This window comes from Streptomyces albofaciens JCM 4342 (genome assembly GCF_008634025.1).
Lineage (GTDB): Bacteria > Actinomycetota > Actinomycetes > Streptomycetales > Streptomycetaceae > Streptomyces > Streptomyces albofaciens.
Genome location: NZ_PDCM01000002.1, coordinates 1,370,203 through 1,395,144, shown reverse-complemented (window position 1 = coordinate 1,395,144; position 24,942 = coordinate 1,370,203). Strand labels below are relative to the sequence as shown.

At 73.1% G+C, this 24,942-nt stretch carries 23 protein-coding genes; 10 read left to right on the top strand and 13 right to left on the bottom strand.

The genetic code is table 11. The annotated features are described in order from the left end of the window. Nucleotides 1-102: 102 nt before the first annotated feature. From CP973_RS26440 to CP973_RS26425, 4 genes are all read right to left on the bottom strand, one after another. Nucleotides 103-786 carry an N-acyl homoserine lactonase family protein gene (locus CP973_RS26440; protein ID WP_425282073.1) on the bottom strand — a complete coding sequence of 228 codons (684 nt, stop codon included), beginning with the start codon at nt 784-786 and terminating at the stop codon, nt 103-105. A gap of 217 nt (nt 787-1,003) precedes the next feature. Beyond that, entirely contained in the window at nt 1,004-1,807 is an 804-nt protein-coding gene (locus tag CP973_RS26435; RefSeq protein ID WP_150246184.1) for a DeoR/GlpR family DNA-binding transcription regulator, read from the bottom strand. A gap of 348 nt (nt 1,808-2,155) precedes the next feature. Further along, entirely contained in the window at nt 2,156-3,040 is an 885-nt protein-coding gene (locus CP973_RS26430) for a class II fructose-bisphosphate aldolase (RefSeq protein WP_150246181.1), read from the bottom strand. 123 nt (nt 3,041-3,163) lie between these two features. Beyond that, on the bottom strand, nt 3,164-4,075 hold the full coding sequence (locus CP973_RS26425) for an SIS domain-containing protein (protein WP_150246178.1): 912 nt from the start codon (nt 4,073-4,075) through the stop codon (nt 3,164-3,166). A gap of 381 nt (nt 4,076-4,456) precedes the next feature. Here CP973_RS26425 and CP973_RS26420 point away from each other — a divergent pair, with 381 nt between their 5' ends. After that, complete coding sequence (locus CP973_RS26420) at nt 4,457-5,869, top strand: sugar porter family MFS transporter (RefSeq protein ID WP_150246175.1); 1,413 nt, start codon at nt 4,457-4,459, stop codon at nt 5,867-5,869. Between the two features lie 190 nt (nt 5,870-6,059). After that, the gene (locus tag CP973_RS26415) at nt 6,060-6,896 is read left to right on the top strand and encodes a nucleotidyltransferase domain-containing protein (protein ID WP_150246172.1); all 837 of its coding nucleotides are present in this window, start codon (nt 6,060-6,062) and stop codon (nt 6,894-6,896) included. Nucleotides 6,897-6,901: 5 nt separating this feature from the next. On the opposite strand, the gene CP973_RS26410 is transcribed toward CP973_RS26415, so the two are convergent. The 4 genes from CP973_RS26410 to CP973_RS26395 form a co-directional block, all read right to left on the bottom strand. Next, nucleotides 6,902-7,201, bottom strand: a complete 300-nt coding sequence (locus tag CP973_RS26410) for a YciI family protein (RefSeq protein ID WP_150246169.1) — start codon at nt 7,199-7,201, stop codon at nt 6,902-6,904. Nucleotides 7,202-7,344: 143 nt separating this feature from the next. Beyond that, the gene (locus CP973_RS26405; protein ID WP_150246167.1) at nt 7,345-7,866 is read right to left on the bottom strand and encodes a hypothetical protein; all 522 of its coding nucleotides are present in this window, start codon (nt 7,864-7,866) and stop codon (nt 7,345-7,347) included. Nucleotides 7,867-8,252: 386 nt separating this feature from the next. After that, complete coding sequence (locus tag CP973_RS26400) at nt 8,253-8,468, bottom strand: ferredoxin (protein ID WP_150246163.1); 216 nt, start codon at nt 8,466-8,468, stop codon at nt 8,253-8,255. A 5-nt stretch (nt 8,469-8,473) separates the two neighbouring features. Next, nucleotides 8,474-9,664, bottom strand: coding sequence for a cytochrome P450 (locus CP973_RS26395; protein ID WP_150246160.1), 1,191 nt, complete (start codon nt 9,662-9,664; stop codon nt 8,474-8,476). Between the two features lie 184 nt (nt 9,665-9,848). Between CP973_RS26395 and CP973_RS26390 the strand changes: the two genes are divergently transcribed. Then, complete coding sequence (locus tag CP973_RS26390) at nt 9,849-10,529, top strand: TetR/AcrR family transcriptional regulator (RefSeq protein WP_150246157.1); 681 nt, start codon at nt 9,849-9,851, stop codon at nt 10,527-10,529. 66 nt (nt 10,530-10,595) lie between these two features. Here CP973_RS26390 and CP973_RS26385 read toward each other — a convergent pair whose 3' ends face one another. Next, complete coding sequence (locus CP973_RS26385) at nt 10,596-11,162, bottom strand: GNAT family N-acetyltransferase (RefSeq protein WP_150246152.1); 567 nt, start codon at nt 11,160-11,162, stop codon at nt 10,596-10,598. A gap of 137 nt (nt 11,163-11,299) precedes the next feature. Here CP973_RS26385 and CP973_RS26380 point away from each other — a divergent pair, with 137 nt between their 5' ends. Beyond that, nucleotides 11,300-12,028: an endonuclease V gene (locus CP973_RS26380; RefSeq protein ID WP_150246149.1), complete on the top strand. Its 729-nt coding sequence runs from the start codon at nt 11,300-11,302 to the stop codon at nt 12,026-12,028. 38 nt (nt 12,029-12,066) lie between these two features. Here the strand turns inward: CP973_RS26380 and CP973_RS26375 are convergent, their stop codons facing one another. Further along, nucleotides 12,067-13,293, bottom strand: a complete 1,227-nt coding sequence (locus CP973_RS26375; protein WP_244410024.1) for a saccharopine dehydrogenase family protein — start codon at nt 13,291-13,293, stop codon at nt 12,067-12,069. 193 nt (nt 13,294-13,486) lie between these two features. Here CP973_RS26375 and CP973_RS26370 point away from each other — a divergent pair, with 193 nt between their 5' ends. Then, a complete protein-coding gene (locus CP973_RS26370) occupies nt 13,487-14,425 on the top strand; it encodes a dihydrodipicolinate synthase family protein (protein ID WP_150246143.1) in 939 nt (312 codons plus the stop codon). Beyond that, nucleotides 14,422-15,912 carry a sialate:H+ symport family MFS transporter gene (locus tag CP973_RS26365; RefSeq protein WP_150246140.1) on the top strand — a complete coding sequence of 497 codons (1,491 nt, stop codon included), beginning with the start codon at nt 14,422-14,424 and terminating at the stop codon, nt 15,910-15,912. Before CP973_RS26370 ends, CP973_RS26365 begins: the two co-directional genes overlap by 4 nt. Here the strand turns inward: CP973_RS26365 and CP973_RS26360 are convergent. Further along, complete coding sequence (locus tag CP973_RS26360) at nt 15,837-16,319, bottom strand: protein-tyrosine phosphatase family protein (protein ID WP_150250281.1); 483 nt, start codon at nt 16,317-16,319, stop codon at nt 15,837-15,839. The two genes, CP973_RS26365 and CP973_RS26360, sit on opposite strands and share 76 nt — an antisense overlap. A gap of 62 nt (nt 16,320-16,381) precedes the next feature. After that, entirely contained in the window at nt 16,382-17,119 is a 738-nt protein-coding gene (locus CP973_RS26355; protein WP_150246136.1) for an MgtC/SapB family protein, read from the bottom strand. A 386-nt stretch (nt 17,120-17,505) separates the two neighbouring features. On the opposite strand from CP973_RS26355, the gene CP973_RS26350 reads away from it, so the two are divergent. The 4 genes from CP973_RS26350 to CP973_RS26335 all read left to right on the top strand — a co-directional run bounded on the left by CP973_RS26350 (nt 17,506) and on the right by CP973_RS26335 (nt 23,435). Then, nucleotides 17,506-18,723, top strand: a complete 1,218-nt coding sequence (locus CP973_RS26350; RefSeq protein ID WP_150246133.1) for a CaiB/BaiF CoA transferase family protein — start codon at nt 17,506-17,508, stop codon at nt 18,721-18,723. Between the two features lie 46 nt (nt 18,724-18,769). Beyond that, entirely contained in the window at nt 18,770-19,924 is a 1,155-nt protein-coding gene (locus CP973_RS26345) for an acyl-CoA dehydrogenase family protein (protein ID WP_150246130.1), read from the top strand. A gap of 89 nt (nt 19,925-20,013) precedes the next feature. Continuing rightward, nucleotides 20,014-21,228: an acetyl-CoA C-acetyltransferase gene (locus CP973_RS26340; RefSeq protein WP_150246127.1), complete on the top strand. Its 1,215-nt coding sequence runs from the start codon at nt 20,014-20,016 to the stop codon at nt 21,226-21,228. Between the two features lie 32 nt (nt 21,229-21,260). Then, nucleotides 21,261-23,435, top strand: a complete 2,175-nt coding sequence (locus tag CP973_RS26335) for a 3-hydroxyacyl-CoA dehydrogenase NAD-binding domain-containing protein (RefSeq protein ID WP_150246124.1) — start codon at nt 21,261-21,263, stop codon at nt 23,433-23,435. 54 nt (nt 23,436-23,489) lie between these two features. Here CP973_RS26335 and CP973_RS26330 read toward each other — a convergent pair whose 3' ends face one another. Continuing rightward, nucleotides 23,490-24,884, bottom strand: a complete 1,395-nt coding sequence (locus tag CP973_RS26330; protein WP_150246121.1) for an ATP-binding protein — start codon at nt 24,882-24,884, stop codon at nt 23,490-23,492. Nucleotides 24,885-24,942 lie beyond the last annotated feature (58 nt).

Below are 24,942 nucleotides of genomic sequence, written 5' to 3'. Positions count from 1 at the left end.
CGACCTCACCAGCAGTTTCCCCAACAACGGCCGGACATAAGCCTTTTCGTGCCCTCCGTCCCCGCGGAAAACAGGCTTCGCGGCATTCCGTTCCCGCCCCGCCTACCGAGCCGGTTCCCACACCGAACAGTCGTGGGCGAACAGCACCCGCCGCGGATCGAACTCGTTCAGCCGCTCCAGCCACGGCGGGTGTCCGGGCAGCGGGGCGCCGGCACCGTCGAGGGCGGCCTGCCGGGCCAGCTGGTCCGACGCGAACTCCGAGGCGAAGTCGCGCGCCTGGCCCGCCAGGACGACGGTGCCGTCCGGCTGCCGTACCACCAGCGACTGGTGCCCCGGAGTGTGACCCGGCGTCGGAACGATGTGCACGCCGGGCCACACCTCGGCCGCACCGTGCAACTCCTCGTAGACGGCACCCGGGAAGTCGATCAGCGCGTCCACCGTGTACCCGCCCCGGCGTGCCAGTTCCAGCTCCGCCGCCTGTACGAGGACGGGGGTGCCGGCCAGCAGCGGGTTGCCGCCGCAGTGGTCGAAGTGCAGATGGCAGTTGACCACCAGGGAGATGTCCGCGAGCCGGTGCCCGGCCGCGGCCAGCGCCGCTTCCAGGGGCCGGCGCCGCGGCCGGTAGTGGGCCTCGGTTTCCGGATCGGCCGCGCCGATGCCCGTATCGAACAGCAGCAGCCCGGCATCGTGCCGCACCAGATAGGCGAGTACCGGCTCCACCCGTGGCTCCGGGCCCCCGGCCTCCGCCGCGGGACGAACGAAGTAACCGAGGTCGAGCCGGCGCACCGCCTGCGGGGTGTCGATGACGCTCTTGGCGTCCTTGGCGTCCTTGGCGGCCCTGGGGGCCTTGGCGTCCTTGGGGTCCATCGCGCCATCGTGGCAGCGGTCGGCGGGGGGCTCAGCCCTTTACGGCGGTACGGGCGGTTCCGGGTCGGCGGCGGTGCGGGGGCTCAGCCGTCCCCGGTGGTACGGGGGAATCAGCCGTCCCCGGTGGTACGGGGGCTCAGCCGTCCCCGGCGGTACGGGCGGCCACCACGCGCAGGCCCCGCTCGCCGAACTCCCGCCGGACGGACTCCTTCGCGCCGCTGTCCGTGATCAGGGTGTCGAAGACATCCGCGGCACCGACCCGGGCGAAGCAGCGTGCGCCGATCTTCGAGGAGTCCGCGACGACCACGGCGCGCCGGGCCCGTTCGGCCATCAGGCGGTTGATCCGGGCCTCCGCCTCGTCGTGCACGGTCGCGCCCATCACCGGGTCTATCCCGTTCGCGCCGATGAAGGCGATGTCCACGGAGATCTGCTGGAGGACCAGCTCGCTGAACGGCCCGACCAGTTCGAACGAGCGGGAGTGCGCCACACCGCCGGTCAGCACGATCTTGATCTGCGGGCGGACGGCGAGTTCGTTGGCGATGTTCAGCGAGTTGGTGACGATGGTCAGATGCGGCTGCGGTCCGGCCTCGGCGAAGTCCGGCCGGGTGGCCAGCACCCGGGCGATCTCCGTGGTCGTGGTGCCGCCGCTGAGGCCGACCACATCGCCGCGCTCGACCAGCTTCGCCGCCGCCTGCGCCACCGCTTCCTTCTCGTCGGCGCGGTGCGCCCGCTTGTAACGGATGGGCAGGTCGTACGCCACCGAGCTGAGCACCGCGCCGCCCCGGGTACGGGTCAGCAGCTGCTGGTCGGCCAGCGCGTCCATGTCGCGGCGCATCGTCGCGGCCGACACCTCCAGCTGGGCCGCGGCCTCCTCGACCTCCACCCGGCCGCGTTCACCGAGCAGCTCCAGGAGGGCGTTCATCCGTTCATGGCGGTTCATGGCGCGAGCCTAGGTCCTTTCCGGCGGCCTGCGTGATATCGGGAAGCCCGCCGGCCGGCCGGGGGCGATGGGCGGGCAGGAGCCGCGCCCACCCGTCGGGCGAGAGTACGCAAACGCTTTCGCGTCATATGCCGGAGGGGGGTGCCGTGCCCGCCGTCCCCTGCTCCCTCCCGCACGACCGCCCGCGCGCCCCTGCGCGCCGTTGCGCTCCTCCGCACCGGTTCGCCATGCATCCCACCGGTTCGCGCCGGATCACATCGGTTCGGGACGGTTCGCGCCGTTTCGCGATGGCGGTCCCTCGCCTCGCTCGTCGTCCCTCTCCGCGCATCCCTCACCCCTGCGCATCCCTCACCCCTGCACCGGCGTCTCCGCCGCGGTCGACTGGCCCGGGACCGCGGCCGGGGCGCCGAGCACGCCCAGCAGCCGCGCGGCTTCCCGGGCGACCGCCTCCCGGGCCGGCTTCACGTACTTCCGCGAGTCGACGAGGGCCGGGTCCGCGTCGAGGGTGTCCCGGATGCTGCGGGTGAAGACGGAGACCAGATGGGTGGAGATGTTGATCTTCGTCATGCCGGCCGCGATGGCCCGGCGCAGCTCGTCGTCCGGCACGCCCGAGGAGCCGTGCAGCACCAGCGGCACCGGCAGCTTCGCGGCCAGGGCGGCGATCAGCTCCTTGTCCAGGACGGCGGTGCGCTCGTGCATCGCGTGCGACGAGCCGACGGCGACCGCCAGCGCGTCCACGCCGGTCGCCCGGACGAACGCCAGCGCCTCGTCGGGGTCCGTACGGGCGCCGGGCGCGTGCACCCCGTCCTTGCCGCCGACCTCGCCCAGCTCGGCCTCGACGTAGGCGCCGCGCTCGTGGCACCAGGCGGTCAGCTCCGCCGTGGCGGCGACGTTCCGCTCGTACGGGAGCGCGGAGGCGTCCACCATCACCGACCGCACCCCGGCCTCGATGCCTTCGCGCACCAAGTCCGCCTCGGTGATGTGGTCCAGGTGCACGGCGACCCGGGCGCTGGACGCCTCGGCGAGCGCGAGCGTGGCGCGGACGATGGGCAGCAGGCTGCCGTGGTAGCGGATGCAGTTCTCGCTGATCCCCAGGATGACCGGCTGCCCGGTGCGCTCGGCGGCCGTGACGAGCGCCTCGGCGGTCTCCAGGTGGATGACGTTGAACGCCGCCGCCCCGGCCCGCGCCTCACGCGCGACGGTGACGATGGAAGAGGTGGGAACGAGGGACATGAAACCTGACTCCCTTGCGGGGCGGGGTGGTTGGGGAAGGAGGGTGGGGGAGAGGCGGACTGGCGTGGCGGCGGGCCGGAAGCGGCGGGGGAGAGCGGCCGCCCGCATCCGCCCGCCGGGCCCCTAGCCGGCCGCCCCCTTCCCGGCCGTCAGCATCACCGACCGCGTCAGGCTCCGCGGGTTGTCCGGGTCCAGGCCGCGGGCCCGGGCCCGCTCCAGGGCGATGCGCTGGACCAGGACCAGGTCGGCCAGCGGGTCGCGGTCGTGGTGCACGAATCCGGCGCCGGTGCGGGCGACGTCGGCCTCCAGGCCCTCCGGGACGTCACCGAACACCCAGGTGACGCGGCCCGGGGCCGCTATGGAGATCGGGCCGTGGCGGTACTCCATCGCGGGGTAGGACTCCGTCCAGCTCTGCGACGCCTCGCGCATCTTCAGCGCCGCCTCGTTGGCCAGGCCGTACGTCCAGCCCGTGCCCAGGAACGAGAACTGCTCGGCGTCCAGCCACTCCTTCTCAACGGGTGCGGTCAGCGCCTCCTCCGCGTCGCGCACCGCGCCGGACAGGTCCGCGCCGAGGTGGGCCCGCAGCAGCGCGAGCGCGGTCGTCGCGAACCGCGTCTGCACCACGGACCGCTCGTCGGCGAAGGGCAGCGGGACGGTGGCGTCCGACAGTCCGGTGGCGGGGGTGTCGGGGTCGCCGAGCACCGTCACGGTCGGGATGCGGCCCCTGACCTCCTCCAGGACGCGCAGCACCTCCGTGGTGGTCCCGGATCGCGTGATCGCCAGGACGGTGTCGTATCCGCGGTCGGCGCCGAGGAACGCCTCGGAAGCGGCGAACGCGTCCGTCACGCCGAGTCCGGCGCCCTCGCGCAGGGCCGCGTACGCCTGCGCCATGAACCACGAGGTGCCGCAGCCCACCACGGCGACGCGCCGGCCGGCCCCGGGCAGCGGGCCGTCGGCGCCACCGATCTTCGCGGCCTCCCGCCACGTCTCCGGCTGGCTGCGCAGCTCCTGCTCCATGTACGAGGTCCCGCTCACGACACCCTCCAGCTGCTGTCTGCGTGAACTTGCAACATCATGCTCGATTACGAACAACTCTACGCACGCCCTGCGGCCTAATCCATCCCTCGTAAGGGTGGGACTTCCGCTGGCGCGGGAAGGGATCGTTCATGAACTGGCGTTGTCTCCAGGACCTGTGGCGAACATCTGGTCGCCCGAGGTGACTGTTGACACATGCATGAAAGGAGCCGAATACTCGCAGGATCACTCATGCAGCCGCAGTGAGGCGGCGGCCGCCAGGCAGTGCAGCCGGTGCCGGTACCGGGCGGTGCGTCCGGTCCCGGCCGCCCACCGGTGGCTGTCGCAGTGATCGCCACGCAGCAAGGCCGTTCCGCCGACAGTCGTCACAAAGGACTTCCCATGTCCGTCGCAACGCGCTCCACGAAGTCACCGTCCTCGCCGCCGCCCGGCCCGCCGCCCCGCCGCACCGGCCGGCTCTTCGCCCTCACCGGCGCCGTCGTCGGCGTGATCTACGGCTACGACACGGGCAGCATCTCCGGCGCCCTGGTGTTCCTGAGCAAGGACTTCCATCTCACCGACACCCAAAAAGGCCTGGTCAACAGCATCCTGGTGTTCGGATCGATCGTGGGCGCGCTGCTCGGCGGCAAACTGGCGGACGCGCTGGGCCGCAAGGCCGCCATGCTGATCGTCGCCGGGTCGTACACCGTCTTCGTGGCCCTGTCCGCCCTCGCGCCGAACGTCGTGGTCCTGGACGTGGTGCGCTTCCTGCTCGGCATCGCCATCGGCATCTCGATCGTGGCGGCCCCGCTGTACATCGCCGAGTCCACACCGGCCCGCTCGCGCGGCGCGTCGGTGGCCGCCTACCAGGTCGCCACGGTCGCGGGCATCGCCCTGACGTACTTCGTGAACTGGGGACTGTCCGGCGGCGGCCACTGGCGGCTGATGCTCGGCCTGTCCGCCATCCCGGCCGCTCTCGTGCTGATCCCGCTGTTCCGGCTGCCCGACACACCGCGCTGGTACGTCCTGAAGGGGCGTACCGAAAAGGCCGTCGAGGTCATGGCGCTGACCGACCCCGACGTGGACCCGCGGGCGGAGACCGAGGCGGTGCGTGCCGCGCTGGCCGAGGAGAGCGGCGGTTCGCTGCGCTCACTGCTGCGCAGGCCGTACGCGCGCGCCACGCTCTTCGTCATCGGCCTCGGCTTCTTCTGCCAGATCACCGGCATCAACGCCGTGACGTACTACAGCCCGCAGATCTTCGAGGAGATGGGCTTCACCGGCGACGGGCAGAACTTCCTGCTGCCGTCCTTCGTGCAGCTGGCCTCCCTGGCCGCGACCGTCCTGGCCATCCTCATCATCGACCGGCTCGGCCGGCGTGTCGTCCTGCTCTCCGGCATCGCCACGATGACGGCCATGCTCGCCGTGCTGACCGCCGTCTTCGGCTTCGGTCACCCGGAGGGCACCACCCTCTGGATCGGCTTCGGCGCGATCCTGCTGTTCACCGCCGCCTTCAACTTCGGCTTCGGCTCCCTGATCTGGGTGTACGCGGGCGAGGCGTTCCCCGCCCGGCTGCGCTCCACCGGCGCGTCGGCGATGCTCACGGCCGACCTGGTCGCCAACCTCCTCATCGCCCAGTTCTTCCCCTCCCTGATGGCCTGGGCGGGCGCCGCCACCACCTTCGCCGGACTCGGCCTCCTCGCCCTCGCCGCCCTCGTCTTCGCCGCGGCCACCGCCCCGGAGACCAAGGGCCGCCAGCTCGAAGAGATCCAGGGGTACTGGATCAACGGAGGGCGCTGGCCGACCCCCGCGGCGTGACCAGGGCACGGTCCCGCCCCGTACACCGGAAATCGGGTGGCCCGCCGGCGATCATCCCTGGCACCATGGCCCCATGGGCATCTTCATCTGAGCAGACGGACGCGTTCCGTGACCTGGCCGCCCGGCATTCTGCCGCCGGGCGGGTCCAGTCTGTCCGCATGCCCATCCTTCTGCTCAGGAGATTCGATCCATGGCACACCTGCGCCACCACCCCGCCTCGTCCTGTCCCGCCCTCGACCGCCGCATCGCCCGCCTGCGCGAGCTGGCCGAGGCCGAGCCCCGGCTGGAGGGGGTGCTGCTCTACGGGTCGTGGACCCTGGGGGAGGCCGACGCGTACTCCGACATCGAGGCGTATCTGTACGTCCGTGACGCGCATGCCGACACCTTCGACGGGACGGAGTTCGTCGGCCGTCTGGCGCCGCTGAAGCTGGCGTATACCAATATGTACGGCATTCTGGCCGTGGTCTTCGACGACCTGATGCGCGGCGAGTTCCACGTCGTGGCCGCCGGGGCGGGGATCGACGAGGTGCCCACCTGGCGCGGCATGGTGCACCTGCCGGATCACGACGCCGCCGTACTGCTGGACCGCAGCGGCCGGCTGACCGCCGCGGCCCGTCACCTGGCCGACCCGTGCCCGCCCGAGCCCGGCCCGACCGCGCAGCAGCTCACCGACGAACTCGCCAACTGGACGCTGATGCTCGCCCACGTCTTGGGCCGCGGCGAGACCGCTCGCGCACATGCCCTACTGCATACGGTTGTCGCCCCGCAGCAGCTCCAGCTGTGCCGCCTGCTGCGCGGGTCCACCACACACTGGCTGACGCCCAGCCGCGCTCTGGAACAGGACCTGCCCGCCGCCGACCGCGACCGCTACACGGCGACCACGGCTCCCGCCGCGCTCCCGGCCGTACGCGCGGCGGCGCGGGCCAGCTGGCAGTGGAGCCGGGAACTGGCCGCCGAGGCGGTGGAGCGGTGGGACATCCGGGTGCCGGCCGGGCTGCACGAGGAGATCGGGGGGCTGCTCCGTTGAGAACGTCAGGACGGCAGCTGTTCCCTGAACCGCTCCAGTTCCGGTGCGGTCGTGGTCGCCACGAACTCGGTGATCCGGTAGTCGCAGACGCCCGCGACCGTGAAGGGGTCCTCCGCGACGATCCGCTCCGCCGTCGCCCGGTCCGGCACGGACGCGAGGATGACGCCGCCGTCGCGCGGCACCTTGCGGCCCGCGGCGAGGAAGTGCCCGGCCGCGTAGTTCCTCTTCAGCCACTCCACGTGGTCGGGCAGGGCGGCGTCGACGCGCTCCAGCGGCGCGGTATAGGTCAGCTCCAGTACGAACATGAGTGCCATCGTAGGCGGTGCTGATCATCAGGCCGCCGGGCCTCCGCGGTCCGTGACGCGGCCGCTGTGCCCCTGCCGGGCGGGAGGTGGGACCCGGCGGGGCACAGCGGCCCGGAATGCCGCCGTATGTGTGGCTTCGGGCGTCAGGACTGGTTGTTCTGGCGGCGGCGCAGGAAGTAGGTGCCGCCGATGGCGGCCGTGGCCAGGACCGCGGCGCCCGCGACGATCTCCGTGGTGTTGGAGTCCTCGCCGGCCCCGCCGGCGCCCGTGCGCACCTTGCCCTTGGGCAGCTTGGCGTCGGTCCGGAAGCTGGTCATCCACTGCTTGCCGTCGGGGCAGTTGCCGTTCACGCCCCAGTTGGAGTAGCGGCCCAGGTGGTTGGGGCCGCCGCTGAGCTGGGACGCCACCCGGGCGGTCCCGCGGTAGGTCTTGCCGTGCTTGTGGGTGCGGTACAGCCAGACGGTGCCGCTGCGGAACCCTTGCGAGGAGGCGGCGATACGGCCGGCCTTGCCCGTGTCACAGGTGACGGTGACCGTGACGGCGCCGCCCGGCCCCGAGAGCTTCGGTGAGGTGGTGGCCACCGGCTTGGCGAACGCGGCGCCGGTCGACAGGCCCAGTGCGGCGATGGTCAGGCCGGATGCGGCGATGACGCGAGTGGAACGCATGGTGATCCTCCGGCAGCGCGGAGGCGGCGCGGGTGCGCCGCGGCAGGGTCGGATGGATCCGCGCTGACGCATCCGAGACAAGCGTCGGCGCGCCGTCCCCGCCCGGTGATGACCCGTCAGGTACAGTTCGCCCGCCCGGCGTGTCGTCCCCGCCGGAAAGCGTTGTGGCAGGTCAATGCGCTGAGGGCGGATCAGGGACCTGTCTTTCCCCGGCAGGGACAGACGGGTGAGGGGCAGTCGGACCGGTGTAGGCCGTTCGTGGCGGCCGCGGCCTGCCCGGCCGCGGCCGTACGCGACGGGGTCCGGCCTTCCCGTACGGCGGACCGGAGCACCCGTACCTCACAGGAGGGCTGCCCGGCCACCGGACCCGGCCGGGCAGCGCCTCCTCAGGGCCGCGGCCCGACCACCTTCTCCCCGTCCCGGATCAGGATCGCCATGGCGGGGCAGGAGTCCGCCGCGTCCAGTGCGGCCTCGTCCTCGGGGATCTCCTCCCGGAGCGGCCGGGCGTGCGGGCCGTCCAGGACGAAGAGGTCCGGGGCGATGCCCGCGCACATGCCGGACGCCATGCACTGCTGCCCGTCGATCGACGCCTTCCACGTCATCCGGCTCACCACCCCACCGGCATCACGCGCGGGCCGCGGACCAGCATCTGGTCCTTCCACACCACGTCCCCGGCCACGTGCAGCTTCGGGAAGCGGGTGATCAGGGCGATCAGCGCCTCCTGGAGCTCCAGCCGGGCCAGTGGCGCGCCGAGGCAGTGGTGCACGCCGTGCCCGAAGCCGAGGTGCTGGTTGCCGTCGCGGGCGATGTTCAGGGTGCCCGGCTCGTCGAAGCGCAGCGCGTCCCGGTTGGCCGCGCCGACCGCGACCAGCACCGGTTCACCCGCACGGACGAGTGTGCCGCCCACCTCGATGTCCTCGGTGGCGTAGCGCGGGAAGCCCGCGCCGCTGCCGAGCGGCACGAAGCGCAGCAGCTCCTCGACGGCGCTCTTGACCAGCGAGGGCTCGGCGCGCAGCCGCTCCAGTTCACCCGGGTGGTCCAGCAGCGACAGGACGAAGTTGGGGATCTGGGTGGCCGTCGTCTCGTGCCCGGCGACCAGGATGCCGACGCACAGGTCGATCAGCTCCAGCTCGGACAGCCGGTCGCCGACGTCCCGGGCCTCGATCAGCCGCGTCATCAGGTCGTCCCGCGGCGTCACCCGGTGATCCTCGATCAACTTCGCCATGTAGGCGCGCAGTTCCTCGCGGTTGGCCTCGAACTCCTCGGCCGTCAGCGAGCTGGTGGACAGCGCGGCGTCGCTCCACGTGCGGAACTTGGGCCGGTCCTCCTCGGGTACGCCGAGCATCCGGCAGATGACCGCGACCGGGATGGGCAGGGCGTAGCGGTCCACGAGGTCCACGGGCGGGCCCGCGGCCTCCAGCTCGTCGATCAGGCCGTGCGTCAACTCGCGCACCCACGGCCGCAGTTTCTCCACCTGGTGGACGGTGAACGCCTTGGCGACCAGGGTGCGCAGCCGGGTGTGGTCGGGCGGGTCCATGCTGAGTATCCCGCTGTCCCGCTGGCCCTCCGACTGCCGCGGCTCGTCGCGTTCGAGCCCTTCCGCGCGGCTGAAGCGCCGGTCGCCGAGGACCAGCCGGGCGTCGGCGTAACGGGTGGCGAGCCAGGCCGGTTCGCCGTACGCCATCTGTACCCGCAGCAGTCCGGGCCGGTCGCGGACCTGTGCGTAGGTCTCGGACAGGGCCAGTCCGTCGGCGTCGTTGAACGGGTAGGCAAGGGGCATCGTGTCGGCTGTGGTCACCGGGGCCTCCCACGTGTAAGCAGTTGCTTACAACGTAGAGCGCCGCTCTTGGTACGGTCAACGGCCTTGCGTCATCCACGTGTCGGCGGCACGTCGGACCGGCCGGACGCGGTACGGGGAGGGTGCGCGCGGGGAGAGCGCGCACAGGCAGGGCGTGCACACGGAGAGCGGAAGGAGTACGCGGATGACCGGGAACGAAGCGTGGGCGGGGCCGGGGGCCGGTACGGCATGTGTAACGGGCGGACCGGAGGGGCCGGACGGCCCGGGCGGGCCGGAGGCGGGTGGTGGAGCGCGCCGCCGCGGGGCGCAGGGCACCCGGCTGCTGCTCCTGGAGGCCGCGGCGGCGCTGTTCGCCGAGCGGGGGTACGAGCGGGCGACCGTCCGCGACATCGCGGAGCGGGCCGGGGTCAACCAGGCCCTGCTCTTCCGCTACTTCGGCTCCAAGAAGGCGCTGTTCGGCGAGGTGGTGGCGCGCGGCGGCCAGGAACAGCTGCACAGCACCCCGCCCGCCGAGCTGTTCGAGGCGGCCCTGCGCGGCATGCTCGGCCACCGAGGGGAGGAGGCGGGGGACCGGGCGCTGGAAACGTTCCTGCGCTCGATCGGCGACAGTGACGAGATCACCACCGCCGTACGGGAGATGGGCGACGACTACGCGCGGGTGCTCGCCACGCTCAGCACCGCCGACGACCGCGGGCTGCGCGCCGACCTCGCGCTCTCGTGGATGCTCGGCATCGGCCTGATGCGGGTGGTCGTCGGCAAGCAGCCGCTCGCCGACGCCGATCCGGACGAGGTGTGCGCGCTGGTCACCGGCGCGCTCGGCACCCTCCTGGAGGATCTGCCGCGCTCGGCGCCGCCGACGTCCTGACCGGCCCGGCCGCACCGGTCGGCGGCGGCAGGCCGGCGTCGTACGCCCGGCAGCCGCGCCCCCCGCTCAGCGCCCGGCCGCCCGCTTCTCCCGCCACTCCGGCCCCAGCACCGACCAGATCTCCACATCGTGGCGTACGCCGCCGCGCGCGTACTTCTCCCGCTGCACGCCGTCGCGCACCATCCCGAGCCGCCGGGCCGCCTTGATGCTCGCGGTGTTGCCGGCGGCCACGACCCACTCCACGCGGTGGATGCCGCGTACCTCGACCGCCCAGTCGACGATCACCTGGACCGCCCGGGTCACCAGCCCGCGCCCGACGGCCGCCTCCTCCAGCCAGCAGCCGACCTCGCAGGTCCCGGCCGCGGCGTCGAAGGTGCGGAACAGGACGCCGCCGACGAGTGTGCCGTCCGCCGTCCAGATCCCGTACAGCCGCCCGCTGTCGTCCGCCGCCTTCTCCGCGTACGACCGCAGGAACGCCCGCGCGGAGTCGAGGTCGGCGCACTGGTCCGCCAGCCCGATGAAGCGGCCGATGTACTCCCGGCCGCGGTCGATGTGCGCCAGGTACTCCTCGGCGTGGTACGGCTCCAGGGGCCGCAGCTCGGCACCGTCGTCACCCAGCGAGATCGCGAACATCCCTGTTCCCCCTTGTTCTGCGCGCCGGTACGGGCGCGGCTCCGTGGTGCGCCGCACGCGCACCGCGCGCATCATCACACACGGCAGCCACGTCCACCCCACGCCCCCCACCAGGTGTTCGATACCGTAGCCGCACCATGACGAACGACGGCACGATCTCCCTCGAAGACGAGCTGGCCCACTGGCCCACCGACGAGACCACGGCGCTCGCGGTCCAGGACCGGCTGCGCGCCCACGTGCGCCGGGAGCAGTCCGGGCCCGAGCCGGGCTCCGCCGGGACGGTCGTCGGTGTGGACGTCGCCTACGACGACGGACGCGACCTGGTGGCCGCGGCGGCCGTCGCCCTGGACGCCGTCACCCTCGCGGTCGTCGAGGAGGCCACCGCCGTCGGCCGGGTCTCCTTCCCGTACGTACCGGGTCTGCTCGCCTTCCGGGAGATCCCCACCGTGGTGGAGGCGCTCGGCCGCCTCGGCCGCACGCCGGACCTGGTGGTCTGCGACGGCTACGGGCTCGCGCACCCGCGCCGCTTCGGCCTCGCCAGCCACCTCGGCGTGCTCACCGGCCTGCCCACGATCGGCGTCGCCAAGAACCCGTTCACCTCGCGCTACGAACTCCCCGGCGCCGAGCGCGGCGAGTCCTCGCCGCTGGTGGACGGCTCCGGTGCCGAGGGGGACGAGGTGGTCGGGCGGGCCCTGCGTACGCAGAAGGGCGTCAAGCCGGTCTTCGTGTCCGTGGGCCACCGCATCGACCTCGACCGGGCCTGCGCGCACACCCTCCACCTCGCGCCCAAGTACCGCATTCCCGAGACGACCCGGGCCGCCGACGCGCTGTGCCGGCGTGCCCTCGCGGAGGCGCGCGCCGGCTGACGGCCCGGGCGCGACCGACGGCCCCCGGGCCCGTCCGGTCAGGCCACCGGGGCGGTACGCTCCGCCCGCGACGTCGATTCGGCCACCACCCGGAACGTGATGCCCGCCCGCCGGAGCCGCCCGGTGAGCGCGTCGCCCATCGCGACCGCCGTCGTCACCTGCCCGCACGTGGCGGGCAGGTCGTCGAAGGCCAGGCTCAGCGCCGACTCCGCGAGGATCTTCGCCGTCTCGTCGTATCCCGGGTCGCCGCCCGAGACCTCCGTCAGGACGCGGCGGCCCCCGCCCTCGCCGACGAACCGCAGGCTGAACGTGCTGCGCGCCCGCCGCTCCGCGCTCGGCCCGGTGCCCGGCGCCAGACGGCCGGACAGCCACCGGCGCGCGGGCGGCACCTGCGCGAGCGTGCAGGCCGCGGAGGCCGCGCCCACCGCGCCCACGGCGACCGGCAGCCACTTGACGGCGGCGAAGTGGCGGTAGCGGAAGTCCGGTCCGTACTGCTCCAGTCCGGCCGCGGAGCGCGCCACCACCTGCGGGTCGAGCGTCGGCAGCGGCAGGCCCCAGGCCCGTACCGCGCCGTTGCGGTGCGGGCGGCCGAGCGGGGCCCGCACCGTGCGGTCCGCGGGGCGCGGCTCCAGCCGCTGCCGGTCGCGGGCGGCGCGCAGCAGGCCCAGCGGGCGCGCGACGGTCGTCAGGGCGGAGGCCAGCGTGCCGCCCGAGACGGTGCCGTTGCTCCGGACGAACCCGTCGACGCGCAGCGGCACACCGGCCGGCAGCCGGCCCACGGTGAAGCGCACGCCGAGGTCCGCCGGTACGCAGTCGAAGCCGCAGGCGTGCACGATGCGGGCGCCGGACGCGCGTGCCGCCGCGTCGTAACGCACATACGTCCGGTCGACGAACTCGGCCTCGCCGGTCAGGTCGGCGTAGTCCGTACCGGCCTCCGCGCAGGCGGCGACCAGCGCGTCCCCGTACGTGAGGTACGGGCCGACGGTCGTGGCGAGCACGCGGGTACCCGCGGCGAGCGCGCGCAGCGAGCCGGGGTCGTCCACGTCCGCGCACAGCAGGGGCAGTTCCGCGCAGGCCGGGTCGGTCGCGGCCAGGTCCGCGCGCAGCCGCGCCAGCTTCGCGCGGTCGCGGCCGGCCAGTGCCCAGCGGCAGCCGGCGGGCGCGTGCCGGGCCAGGTACGCGGCGGTGAGCCGCCCGACGAATCCGGTGGCGCCGAACAGCACCAGGTCGTGCGGCCGTGCTGCGGTCTCCTGCGGTCCTGTCACGCCTGCCTCCGCCTCGGTTCGCCCGGCCGTCGCGTACCGCGGGCCGGTCGGCGCCACGCTAGGCAGCGGCTGACCTTCCGTCAACGAACGGTCCGGCCCGTGCGGTATTGACACGCCTGGGCGGCTGGACCACATTCACCCGCACATCCGCCAACATGGGACGTCCGATGTCCGGAATGTGGAGAACCCCCCGATGGCTGACCCCGCGCTCCCCACCCCCCTCACCGGGGTCGTCCCGCCGCTGTGCACCCCGCTGACCCCCGACGGCCGGATCGACACCCGCTCGCTGACCGCGCTCACCACCCGCCTCACCGCGGCCGGGGTGAGCGGGCTGTTCGTCCTCGGCTCCAGCGGGGAGGCCGCCTATCTGACCGACGCGCAGCGCCGCACCGTCGTCGAGACGGTGGCCGAGGCGGCCGCGGGCCGGCTCCCCGTCCTGGCCGGGGCCATCGACATGACCACGCCGCGCGTGCTGGAACACGCCCGGCAGGCCCGGAGTTCGGGCGCCGACGCGATCGTGGCCACCGCCCCCTACTACACGCGGACCCACCCCGCGGAGATCGCCGACCACTTCCGGCGGGTGCGCGACGGCGCCGGGCTGCCGCTGTTCGCGTACGACATCCCGATGGCCGTGCACACCAAACTGCCGGCCGACACGGTGGTCACGCTCGCACGGGACGGCGTACTGGCGGGCCTGAAGGACAGCAGTGGCGAGGACGGCGCGCTGCGGCGCCTCCTGGTGCGGGCGCGGGCGCAGGCACCGGACTTCGCCGTGCTCACCGGATCGGAGCTCACCGTGGACGGCGCCCTGCTGGCGGGCGCCCACGGCGTCGTGCCCGGCCTCGGCAACGTCGATCCGCACGGCTACGTACGCCTCTACGAGCATGCGGCCGCGGGCCGCTGGCGCGAGGCCGCCGCCGAACAGGACCGGCTCGCCGCGCTCTTCGCGCTCACCGACGCGGGCGACCCGGCGGTGATGGGCCGCAACTCCTCCGCGCTGGGCGCCTTCAAGGCGGCCCTGCACCTCCAGGGCGTCATCGCCTGCCCGGCCACCGCGCCGCCGCAGGTGCCGCTGGACGAGGCCGCCGTCGGCCGCGTCCGGGGGTGTCTGGAGGAAGCCGGGCTGCTGTGAGGGCGCGCTCCCCGAAGCGGGGCGGGACGGCGCCCTGGTACCGGCAGGTGACGCCGCGCCAGTGGAAGTCCCTGTTCGCCGCCTGGGTGGGCTACCTCCTGGACGGCTTCGACTTCGTGCTGATCACCCTCGTCCTCACCGAGATCGCCGAAACGTTCGGCCTGAGTACGGCGGATGCCGCCGCCCTCGTCTCCGGCGCGTTCATCACCCGCTGGCTCGGCGGGGCGCTGCTGGGCGCGCTGGGCGACCGGTACGGGCGCAAGGCCGCGATGATCGCCAGCATCCTCCTGTACTCGCTGGGCACCTTCGCCTGCGGCTTCGCCTGGGACCACACCAGCCTGTTCACCGCCCGGCTGATCATCGGCATGGGCATGGCCGGGGAGTACAGCGCCAGCGCCACGTACGTCCTGGAGAGCTGGCCACCGGCCCTGCGCAACCGCGCCTCCGGCTTCCTCATATCCGGGTACGCGGGGGGCACGGTCCTCGCCGCCCAGCTCTACCGGTGGGTGGTGCCGAACTGGGGCTGGCGCTGGATGTTCTGGATCGGGGTGCTGCCGGTGCTGGTCGCGCTGTGGGTCCGCAGATCGCTGCCGGAGGCGGGCGACTGGAGCGCCGAGGTGGCGGCCCGCGGGGACCGCCCCAACCCGTTCCGGCCGCTGTTCGCCGGACACGTCCGGCGATGGCTCAACGCGGTGCTCGCGGCCGTCGCGTCCGGTGCCCTCTTCTGCGTCTTCACCCCGGCCGGTACCGGGCAGGTGCCCTGGCTGGCGGCGCTCGCCGCGCTCTGCCTGACCGCGTTCGCCGTCCAACTCGGCGGCCGGCGCGGCTGGCTGCTCCACGTGGCCCTGACGGTCACCGTCTTCTGCGCCTTCCTCTACAGCTGGCCCGTCCAGGCGCTGCTGCCCACCTACCTCAAGACCGAGCTGGGGTACGCGCCCGGGCAGGTCGCCGACGTGATGTTCTACGCCGGGTTCGGCACGATGGCGGGCTGCTGGCTGGCCGGCTTCACGGGCGACCGGTTCGGCACCCGCCGCGCGTACGCCGGGACGCTGCTGGCCTCCCTGGCCTTCGTCTTCCCGGTGTTCGCCGTACAGGACAGCCTGGCCGCCCTGGGTGTCCTGCTCTTCGGACTGCTCGCCCTGGGCCAGGGCATCTCGGGCATCCTGCCGAAGTACATCGCCGGGCACTTCCCGACCCCGGTCCGCGCGGCCTCCCTCGGCTTCGTCTACAACGTCGGCGCGCTCGGCGGGGCCGTCGCCCCGGTGCTCGGCGCCCGGCTCGCCGAGGGCATGTCACTGGGCCGGGCGCTGGCCGTCCTCACCTTCGGGCTGACGCTGGTCGTCATCGTCCTGGTGGGCGGCGACGTACCGGTGCGGCTCGCCCGCCTGGTGGACCGGGAGGTGGTCGGCGATCACCTGGTGCCGGGCGGGGACGGGCCGGAAGCGGCGGGCGGGCCCGGCGGTCGGCCCCCGAAGCGACGTACGTAGCGCCGCTGCCAGGGCGTCTCGACGGCACGGGGGTCGTAGCCGCGGCGTACGAAGTCCACCGCCCGGCCGGCCGGCACCCCGTCCAGGACGGCGAGGCAGGCCAGCGCCGTACCGGTACGGCCGCGGCCGCCGCCGCAGGCCAGCTCGACGCGCTCGGTGCCCGCGCGCTCCCACGCCTCGGCGAGTACGTCACGGGCCGCCGCCCGGTCGGCCGGCAGCCGGAAGTCCGGCCAGCGCAGCCAGCGGTGCTCCCAGGGGACCTCGGGCGGCCGCTCGCCGAGCAGGTACACGGCGAATTCGGGCTCCGGGCCCGGCGGCAGCGGGTGGCGCAGGCCGCGGCCCCGTACCGTGCGCCCGGAGGGCAGCCGCAGCACTCCCGGACCGTCCTCCGGCCAGGCCGCCTTCACCGTGCCGGGCTCACCGGGTCCCGTGCCGTGCTCACCGGTGTCCACCTCTGTCCCCACCCCTGTCATTCCGTGCGGTCGGATTCCTGTCCCATGGACACCCCGCGCACCCCGTCCAGTTCCGTCAGCCGCTCCACGAGCGGGTGCGCCGAGCCCCGGCCCTCCAGGCGCAGCAGCACCTCGGCCGCCACCCGGTCGTCCGACGCCGTCTCCACCTGCACATCGGTCACCTGGAAACCGCTGCTGGTGCACATCTCCAGCATCCGGCCCAGCAGGCCGTGCTGGGCACGGTAGCTCAGGCGCAGCTCGAAGCGCTCGACGTACGGCGCACGACGGCGCCCCGAGAACAGCTTCGGGAAGCCGCGTACGACGAGGAAGTGGACCAGCGTCGCACCGACGGCCAGCAGGGGCAGACCGCCGCCGCACGCCATGCCGATGGCGCAGGTCAGCCAGATCGTCGCGGCGGTCGTCAGGCCCCGCACCGCGTCCTTCTTGACGAAGATCAGGCCACCGCCGATGAAGCCGATGCCCGAGACGATCTGCGCGGCCACCCGGGACGGGTCGAGCGCGACGCCGTCCGTGCCGAGCAGCGCGTAGAAGCCGTGGACCGAGACTTCCATGAACAGCGCGCTGCCGACGCCGACGAGGGTGTGGGTGCGCAGCCCCGCGCTCTTCTGCTGGACCTGCCGCTCCAGCCCGATGAGGGAGGACAGGAGCAGCGCCAGGGCCAGTTCGGCGAACTGGCGGAGGCCCTGACCGTGGCTGATGTCGAACAGCGGTGATGCGAGGTGCGTGTGAGGCATTCGGCCATTGTCCCTCCGCGCCCGGCGCGCGGGCCGTTGTCAGTGCTCCCCGCTAGCGTGGTTTTCACGGTGACCGGCAGACGGCCGGTCGGGCGCGGGAGCGGAAGGGGGCGGGTCCGATGGCGCGTACGGCGTCGGCGCGGCGGTCCATATCCGGGCGCGGCCCCATCGCCGGTTCGGTCGGGGGAGCGCGCCGCTGGTGAAGCGGCGCGCGAAGGCCCGTGGCGGCGGTGGGAGTTGACCACCGCCGCCACGGCTTTTCCGGTGCCCGCCGGTCGCCCTCGGGGGCTTGTGGAAAGTGGAACACGTTCTTAACATCGCGAGTGTTACATCAGTAGTGTCACAGTCTCGGTAATGGCACAGTCCTGCGGAGCTCAGGGGGCCCGATGACAGGGACAGGGAACGGCCCGCTGAGCGGGGTGCGCGTGGTGGAGCTGGCCGGCATCGGTCCCGGCCCGTTCGCCGCGATGCTGCTGGCCGACCTCGGCGCCGACGTGGTGCGCGTCGACCGCCCCGGCGGGCCCGGACTCGGCATCGACCCGGCGTACGACATCACCAACCGCAACAAACGCTCCGTGCTCGTGGACCTGAAGTCCGCCGAAGGACCCGGCCGGGTGCTCGGCCTCGCCGAGCGCGCCGACGTGCTGATCGAGGGCTACCGCCCCGGCGTCGCCGAACGGCTCGGCATCGGCCCGGACACCTGCCTGGAGCGCAACCCGCGGCTGGTCTACGGCCGGATGACCGGCTGGGGCCAGCAGGGCCCGCTGGCGGGGACCGCCGGACACGACATCGGCTACATCGCCGTCACCGGCGCCCTCGGCATGACCGGCCCGCCCGACGGCCCGCCCGCCGCCCCGGCAAACCTGCTCGGCGACTACGCGGGCGGCTCCCTGTACCTCGTCGTCGGCATCCTGGCCGCGCTGCGCCACGCCCAGACCGAAGGCGGCCGCGGTCAGGTCGTGGACGCGGCCATCGTCGACGGCACGGCCCACCTCACCGCGATGATCCACGGCATGCTGGCCGCCGGCGGCTGGCAGGACCGGCGCGGCGCCAACCTCCTGGACGGCGGCGCGCCCTTCTACGGCACGTACGAAACCGCCGACGGCGGCCATATGGCGGTCGGCGCGCTGGAGCCGCGCTTCTACGCGGAGTTCGTCCGGCTGCTCGGCATCGCGGACGACGTGCCCGCGCGCGACGACCCCGGCGCCTGGGGGGAGCTGCGCGCCGCCATCGCCGCCCGCTTCAAGACCCGTACGCGCCAGGAGTGGACCGCCGTCTTCGAGGCGTCCGACGCCTGCGTGGCCCCCGTCCTGTCGCTGCGCGAGGCGCCCGGCCACCCGCATCTCGCCGCCCGCGGCACCTTCACCGGCCACGGCGGCATCACCCAGCCCGCACCGGCCCCGCGCTTCTCCGCCACCCCCGGCGCCATCCGCCGCCCGCCGGCCCGGCCCGGCGCGGACACCGTCGAGGTGGCCCGCGACTGGGGCGTCCCGGCCCTCACCGACCGCCGGGATCCGGACCCCGGCCCCGGCCACCGCGCGGCCTGGCCCGACGGCACCCGTGCCGCGGACGGCCGCGCCCGGCCCGAGGGCGGGACCGGCTGATGGCCGCCCCACCGACCCACCGCCGCTCCCGAGGAGGCCCGCAGCGATGACCGCGCAGCTCAGGCGCCAGATCTTCACCGAGGACCACGACGCCTTCCGCCGCACCGTACGGACCTTCCTCGACCGGGAGGTGACGCCGCACTACGACCGGTGGGAGAAGGACGGCATCGTCAGCCGCGACGCCTGGCGCGCGGCCGGCAAGCAGGGCCTGCTGGGCCTGGCCGTCCCGGAGGAGTACGGAGGCGGCGGCAACCCCGACTTCCGCTACGCCGCCGTGCTGGCCGAGGAGTTCACCCGGGCCGGCGCCGCCGGGCTCGCCGTCGGCCTGCACAACGACATCGTCGGCCCGTACCTGACCCAGCTCGCCACCGAGGAGCAGAAACGCCGCTGGCTGCCCGGCTTCTGCAGCGGCGAGACCATCACCGCCATCGCCATGACCGAGCCCGGCGCCGGCTCCGACCTCCAGGCCATCCGCACCACCGCCGAGGACCGCGGCGACCACTGGCTGCTGAACGGCGCCAAGACCTTCATCTCCAACGGCATCCTCGCCGACCTGGTCATCGTCGTCGCCAAGACCACGCCCGAGGGCGGCGCGCACGGCCTGAGCCTGCTGGTCGTGGAGCGGGACATGCCGGGGTTCGAGCGCGGCCGCAACCTGGACAAGATCGGCCAGAAGGCGCAGGACACCGCCGAGCTGTTCTTCACCGACGTACGGGTGCCCAAGGAGAACCTGCTCGGCGAGCTGAACGGCGCGTTCGTCCACCTGATGACCAATCTCGCGCAGGAGCGGATGGGCATCGCGGTGGCCGGGATCGCCGCCGCCGAACACCTGCTGGAGATCACCACCCGGTATGTGAAGGAGCGCGAGGCGTTCGGCCGGCCGCTCGCCAAGCTCCAGCACATCCGCTTCGAGATCGCCGAGATGGCGACCGAGTGCGCCGTCACCCGCGAGTTCCTGGACCGCTGCATCGTGGACCACTCCGCGGGGCAGCTCGCCGCCGTGCACGCCTCGATGGCCAAGTGGTGGGCCACCGAGCTGCAAAAACGCGTCGCCGACCGCTGCCTGCAACTGCACGGCGGCTACGGCTACATGAGTGAGTACCCGGTCGCCAGGGCCTTCACCGACGGCCGTATCCAGACCATCTACGGGGGCACCACCGAGATCATGAAGGAGATCATCGGCCGCTCCCTCCTCGGCTGACCGGCCGCCCGGCCCGCCGCCGCCCGCGTGTCCCCGCCCCGTACCCCACACCCCGCCGCCCCGACCCACAGCTCGAAAGGCTGCTCACCGTGACTTCCGAAGCGTACGTGTACGACGCGATCCGCACCCCGCGCGGGCGCGGCAAGGCCAACGGCGCGCTGCACGGCACCAAACCGATCGACCTCGTGGTCGGCCTCATCCACGAGATCCGCGCCCGCTTCCCCGGCCTCGACCCGGCCGCCGTCGACGACATCGTGCTCGGCGTCGTCGGCCCGGTCGGCGACCAGGGCTCGGACATCGCCCGGATCGCGGCGATCGCCGCCGGGCTGCCGGACACCGTCGCGGGCGTCCAGGAGAACCGCTTCTGTGCCTCCGGCCTCGAAGCGGTCAACATGGCCGCCGCCAAGGTCCGCTCCGGCTGGGAGGACCTGGTCCTCGCGGGCGGCGTCGAGTCGATGTCGCGGGTCCCGATGGCCTCCGACGGCGGCGCCTGGTTCGCCGACCCGATGACCAACTTCGACACCGGCTTCGTCCCGCAGGGCATCGGCGCCGACCTCATCGCCACCATCGAGGGCTACTCCCGCCGCGACGTGGACGAGTACGCCGCGCTGTCCCAGGAGCGCGCCGCCGCGGCCTGGAAGGACGGCCGCTTCGCGCGCTCCGTCGTGCCCGTCACCGACCGCAACGGCCTGGTCGTCCTCGACCACGACGAGCACATGCGGCCCGGCACCACCGCCGACTCGCTGGCCGGCCTGAAGCCGTCCTTCGCCGCCATCGGCGACATGGGCGGCTTCGACGCGGTGGCCCTGCAGAAGTACCACTGGATCGAGAAGATCGACCACGTCCACCACGCGGGCAACGCCTCCGGCATCGTGGACGGCGCGGCACTGGTCGCCATCGGCTCCCGCGAGGTCGGCGAGCGCTACGGCCTCACCCCGCGCGCCCGCATCATCTCCGCCGCGGTCTCCGGCTCGGAGCCCACGATCATGCTGACCGGCCCGGCCCCCGCCACCCGCAAGGCGCTGGCCAAGGCGGGGCTGACCATCGACGACATCGACCTGGTCGAGATCAACGAGGCGTTCGCCGCGGTCGTGCTCCGCTTCGTCAAGGACATGGGCCTGAGCCTGGACAAGGTCAACGTCAACGGCGGCGCCATCGCCATGGGCCACCCCCTCGGCGCCACCGGCGCGATGATCCTGGGCACCCTCGTCGACGAACTGGAACGCCAGGACAAGCGGTACGGCCTGGCCACCCTCTGCGTCGGCGGCGGCATGGGCATCGCCACCGTCATCGAGCGCGTCTGACCCCCGTCCGAACCAGCCACGGAGCACGCATCATGACCGAGTCCACCACCATCCGCTGGGAACAGGACGAAACCGGCGTCGTCACCCTCGTCCTCGACGACCCGGACCAGTCGGCCAACACGATGAACGAGGCCTTCAAGACCTCCCTGACGGCCGTCGCCGACCGCCTGGAGGCCGAGCGGGACTCCGTACGCGGCGTCATCGTCACCTCCGCCAAGAAGACCTTCTTCGCCGGCGGCGACCTGCGCGACCTGATCGCCGTCACCCCCGAGGACGCCCAGCGGGCGTTCGACAGCGGCCAGGGCATCAAGCGCGACCTGCGCCGTATCGAGACCCTCGGCAAGCCGGTCGTCGCCGCCATCAACGGCGCGGCCCTCGGCGGCGGTTACGAGATCGCCCTCGCCTGCCACCACCGCGTCGCCCTGGACACCCGCGCCACCAAGATCGGCCTGCCCGAGGTCACGCTCGGCCTGCTCCCGGCGGCCGGCGGCGTGGTCCGTACGGTCCGGCTGCTCGGCATCGCCGACGCGCTGCTGAAGGTGCTGCTCCAGGGCACCCAGTACAACGCCGTACGGGCCCGGGACAACGGCCTGGTCCACGACGTGGCGGCCACCCCGGAGGAACTGATCGGGAAGGCGCGCGCGTTCATCGACGCGCACCCCGAGTCCCACCAGCCCTGGGACGTCAAGGGCTACAAGATCCCCGGCGGCACCCCGGCGCACCCGAAGTTCGCCGCCAACCTCCCCGCCTTCCCCGCCAACCTGAAGAAGCAGCTGAACGGCGCCCCGTACCCGGCCCCGCGCAACATCCTCGCGGCGGCGGTCGAGGGCTCCCAGGTCGACTTCGAGACCGCGCAGGCCATCGAGGCGCGCTACTTCGTGGAGCTGGTCACCGGCCAGACCTCCAAGAACATGATCCAGGCGTTCTTCTTCGACCTCCAGGCCGTCAACTCCGGCGCCAGCCGCCCCAAGGACATCGCGCCGCGCACGGTCGGGAAGGTCGCGGTGCTCGGCGCGGGCATGATGGGCGCCGGCATCGCGTACGCCTGCGCCAAGGCCGGGATCGAGGTCGTCCTGAAGGACGTCACCCTGGAGGCGGCCGAGAAGGGCAAGGCCTATTCGGAAGGACTGCTCGCCAAGGCGCTGAGCCGCGGCCGGACGACCGAGGCCAAGCGGGACGAACTCCTCGCCCGCATCACCCCCACCGCCGACCCGCAGGACCTGGCCGGCTGCGACGCCGTCATCGAGGCCGTCTTCGAGGACACCGCCCTCAAACACAAGGTCTTCCAGGAGATCCAGCACCTCGTCGCCCCCGACGCGCTGCTGTGCTCCAACACCTCCACCCTGCCCATCACCACCCTCGCCCAGGGCGTCGAGCGGGACACCGACTTCATCGGGCTGCACTTCTTCTCGCCCGTCGACAAAATGCCCCTGGTCGAGATCATCAAGGGCGAGCGGACCGGCGACGAGGCGCTGGCCCGCGCCTTCGACCTGGTGCGCCAGATCCGCAAGACCCCCATCGTCGTCAACGACTCGCGCGGCTTCTTCACCTCGCGCGTCATCGGCCACTTCATCAACGAGGGCGTGGCGATGGTCGGCGAAGGCATCGAGCCGGCCTCCGTCGAGCAGGCGGCGGCCCAGGCCGGCTATCCGGCCAAGGTGCTCTCCCTGATGGACGAGCTGACCCTCACCCTGCCGCGCAAGATCCGCGACGAGACCCGGCGGGCGGTCGAGGCGGCCGGCGGCACCTGGCGGGAGCACCCGGCCGACACGGTCATCGACCGCATGGTGGACGAGTTCGGGCGGCCGGGCCGCAGCGGCGGCGGGGGTTTCTACGAGTACGGCGAGGACGGCGCGCGGGCCGGGCTGTGGCCCGGCCTGCGCGAGCACTTCACCCGGGAGGGCACCGCCATCCCGTTCCGCGACATGCAGGAACGGATGCTGTTCGCCGAGGCGCTGGACACCGTCCGCTGCTTCGAGGAAGGTGTGCTCACCTCGGTCGCGGACGCCAACATCGGATCCATCCTGGGCATCGGCTTCCCCGGCTGGACCGGCGGTGTCCTCCAGTACATCAACGGCTACGAGGGCGGCCTGCCCGGCTTCGTGGCCCGCGCCCGCGAACTCCAGGCGGCGTACGGCGACCGGTTCGCGCCGCCCGCACTGCTGGTGGAGAAGGCGGAGAAGGGGGAGAAGTTCAGCGACGCCTGAGGCACCCGAGGCGGGGGCCGGTCCCGGCCGGCCCCCACCGCCGTACGCCGCCGGTCAGTCCTGCCGGAGCCGCCACGCGGCCCGCGACCCCGACCGTCCCGGCACCGGCTCGATCTGCCCGGCGTCGCGCAGCCGGTGGAAGACCCGCTTCATGCGGTTCTCGGAGGCGATGCCGGTGATCCGGCGCGCGATCCGGTTCGGGATCTCCGGGTTCGACCGCAGGTACCGGAGCACCAGTTCTTCCGGCCGGGCGAGGGGCGTGTGTTCCAGCACCACCACGAAAGCGTTCGCCTCGACGAAGAACCGCGGCTCCTTGAGCCTGGCCGCCTTCATCGTGCTCAGCACCGTGTCCAGTCCCTCCCCGATGTCCTTGTTGGGGGCGTCCGGGTACTTGTTCAGCAGCCGCACGATCGTGGGGTTGCGGGCGAAGCGGTCGGTGAGCAGGTTGTCCGGCGTCATGTGGCCGGGCAGCCGGCCCGGACTGCGCACCTCCACCCGGTTGTCGAAGACCGAGATCAGGATGTCGTCGGAGAGGTTGTAGTCCCGGTGGATCACCGCGTTGACGATGATCTCCTTCAGTGCCTCCGGCGGGTAGGCCATCGGCGACAGCGAGCCGTCCGGGCCGAGCACCGGCACCGACTGGATGATCCGGGTCACCGCCGCCAGCGTCCGCTCGATCAGCGGCCGCGCCGGCCCGTCGACCGTCGTCGGCGGCGCCTTCAGGTGCCGGCGGTCCGGCAACTGCTCGGCGGTCTCGTACCGGGCGATCTTGACCGAGCACTTCTTCGGTACGACGGCGGGCGGTTCGGCGGCGAACAGGACGGCGCCGGCGACGGTCGCCAGACTGCCGTCGCGTCCCACCAGGCGCTGCCGGCGCAGGAACCGTTCGGCGCAGGTGCGGGGGCTGTAGCGGCCGAGGAAGACGTGGAGTTCCTCCTCGTCGCGCAGCTCCTCCAGGCCGTAGTCGCGCAGCGGCTGGTCCTCGTAGGAGCGGGCGCCCTTGGACAGCGACAGGTCGGTGATCTGCGTGCCCCTCAGCCGCCGCGACTGGGCGCCGCGCCGCTGCGGCACCTCGCCCCGCGCCGTCCGGTGCACGTCCGGGCTCTTGTGGACCGTGACCAGGCAGGCCCAGCCCAAGTCCGTCCGCCCCTCGACCCGCAGGAACTCGATGTCGTACGGCACCGGCGGCTCCACCTGGTCGACCATGGCCTGCTGGACGAAGTTGGCGTCCTCCAGCGAGGCGAAGCCGCGCCACCGCGCCAGCCCCTGACCGGTGCGCGGGTCCTCGATGCCCACCATGAACTCGCCGCCCTCGGCGTTGGCCAGGGCGGCGGCGATGACCTGCACGACCGCCCCGCCGCTGCGGGCGCTCTTGAACTCCCAGAAGTGGTCTTCCTGCCGGCCGAGGAGGTCCGCCGCCTCGGCCCGGGAAACGGTGCGCCCTTCCACCCGCGGCCTCGTCTCGCTCGTGGGGCTGTGCCGCCCGGCCGGCCGCGCGCCGGGCCGG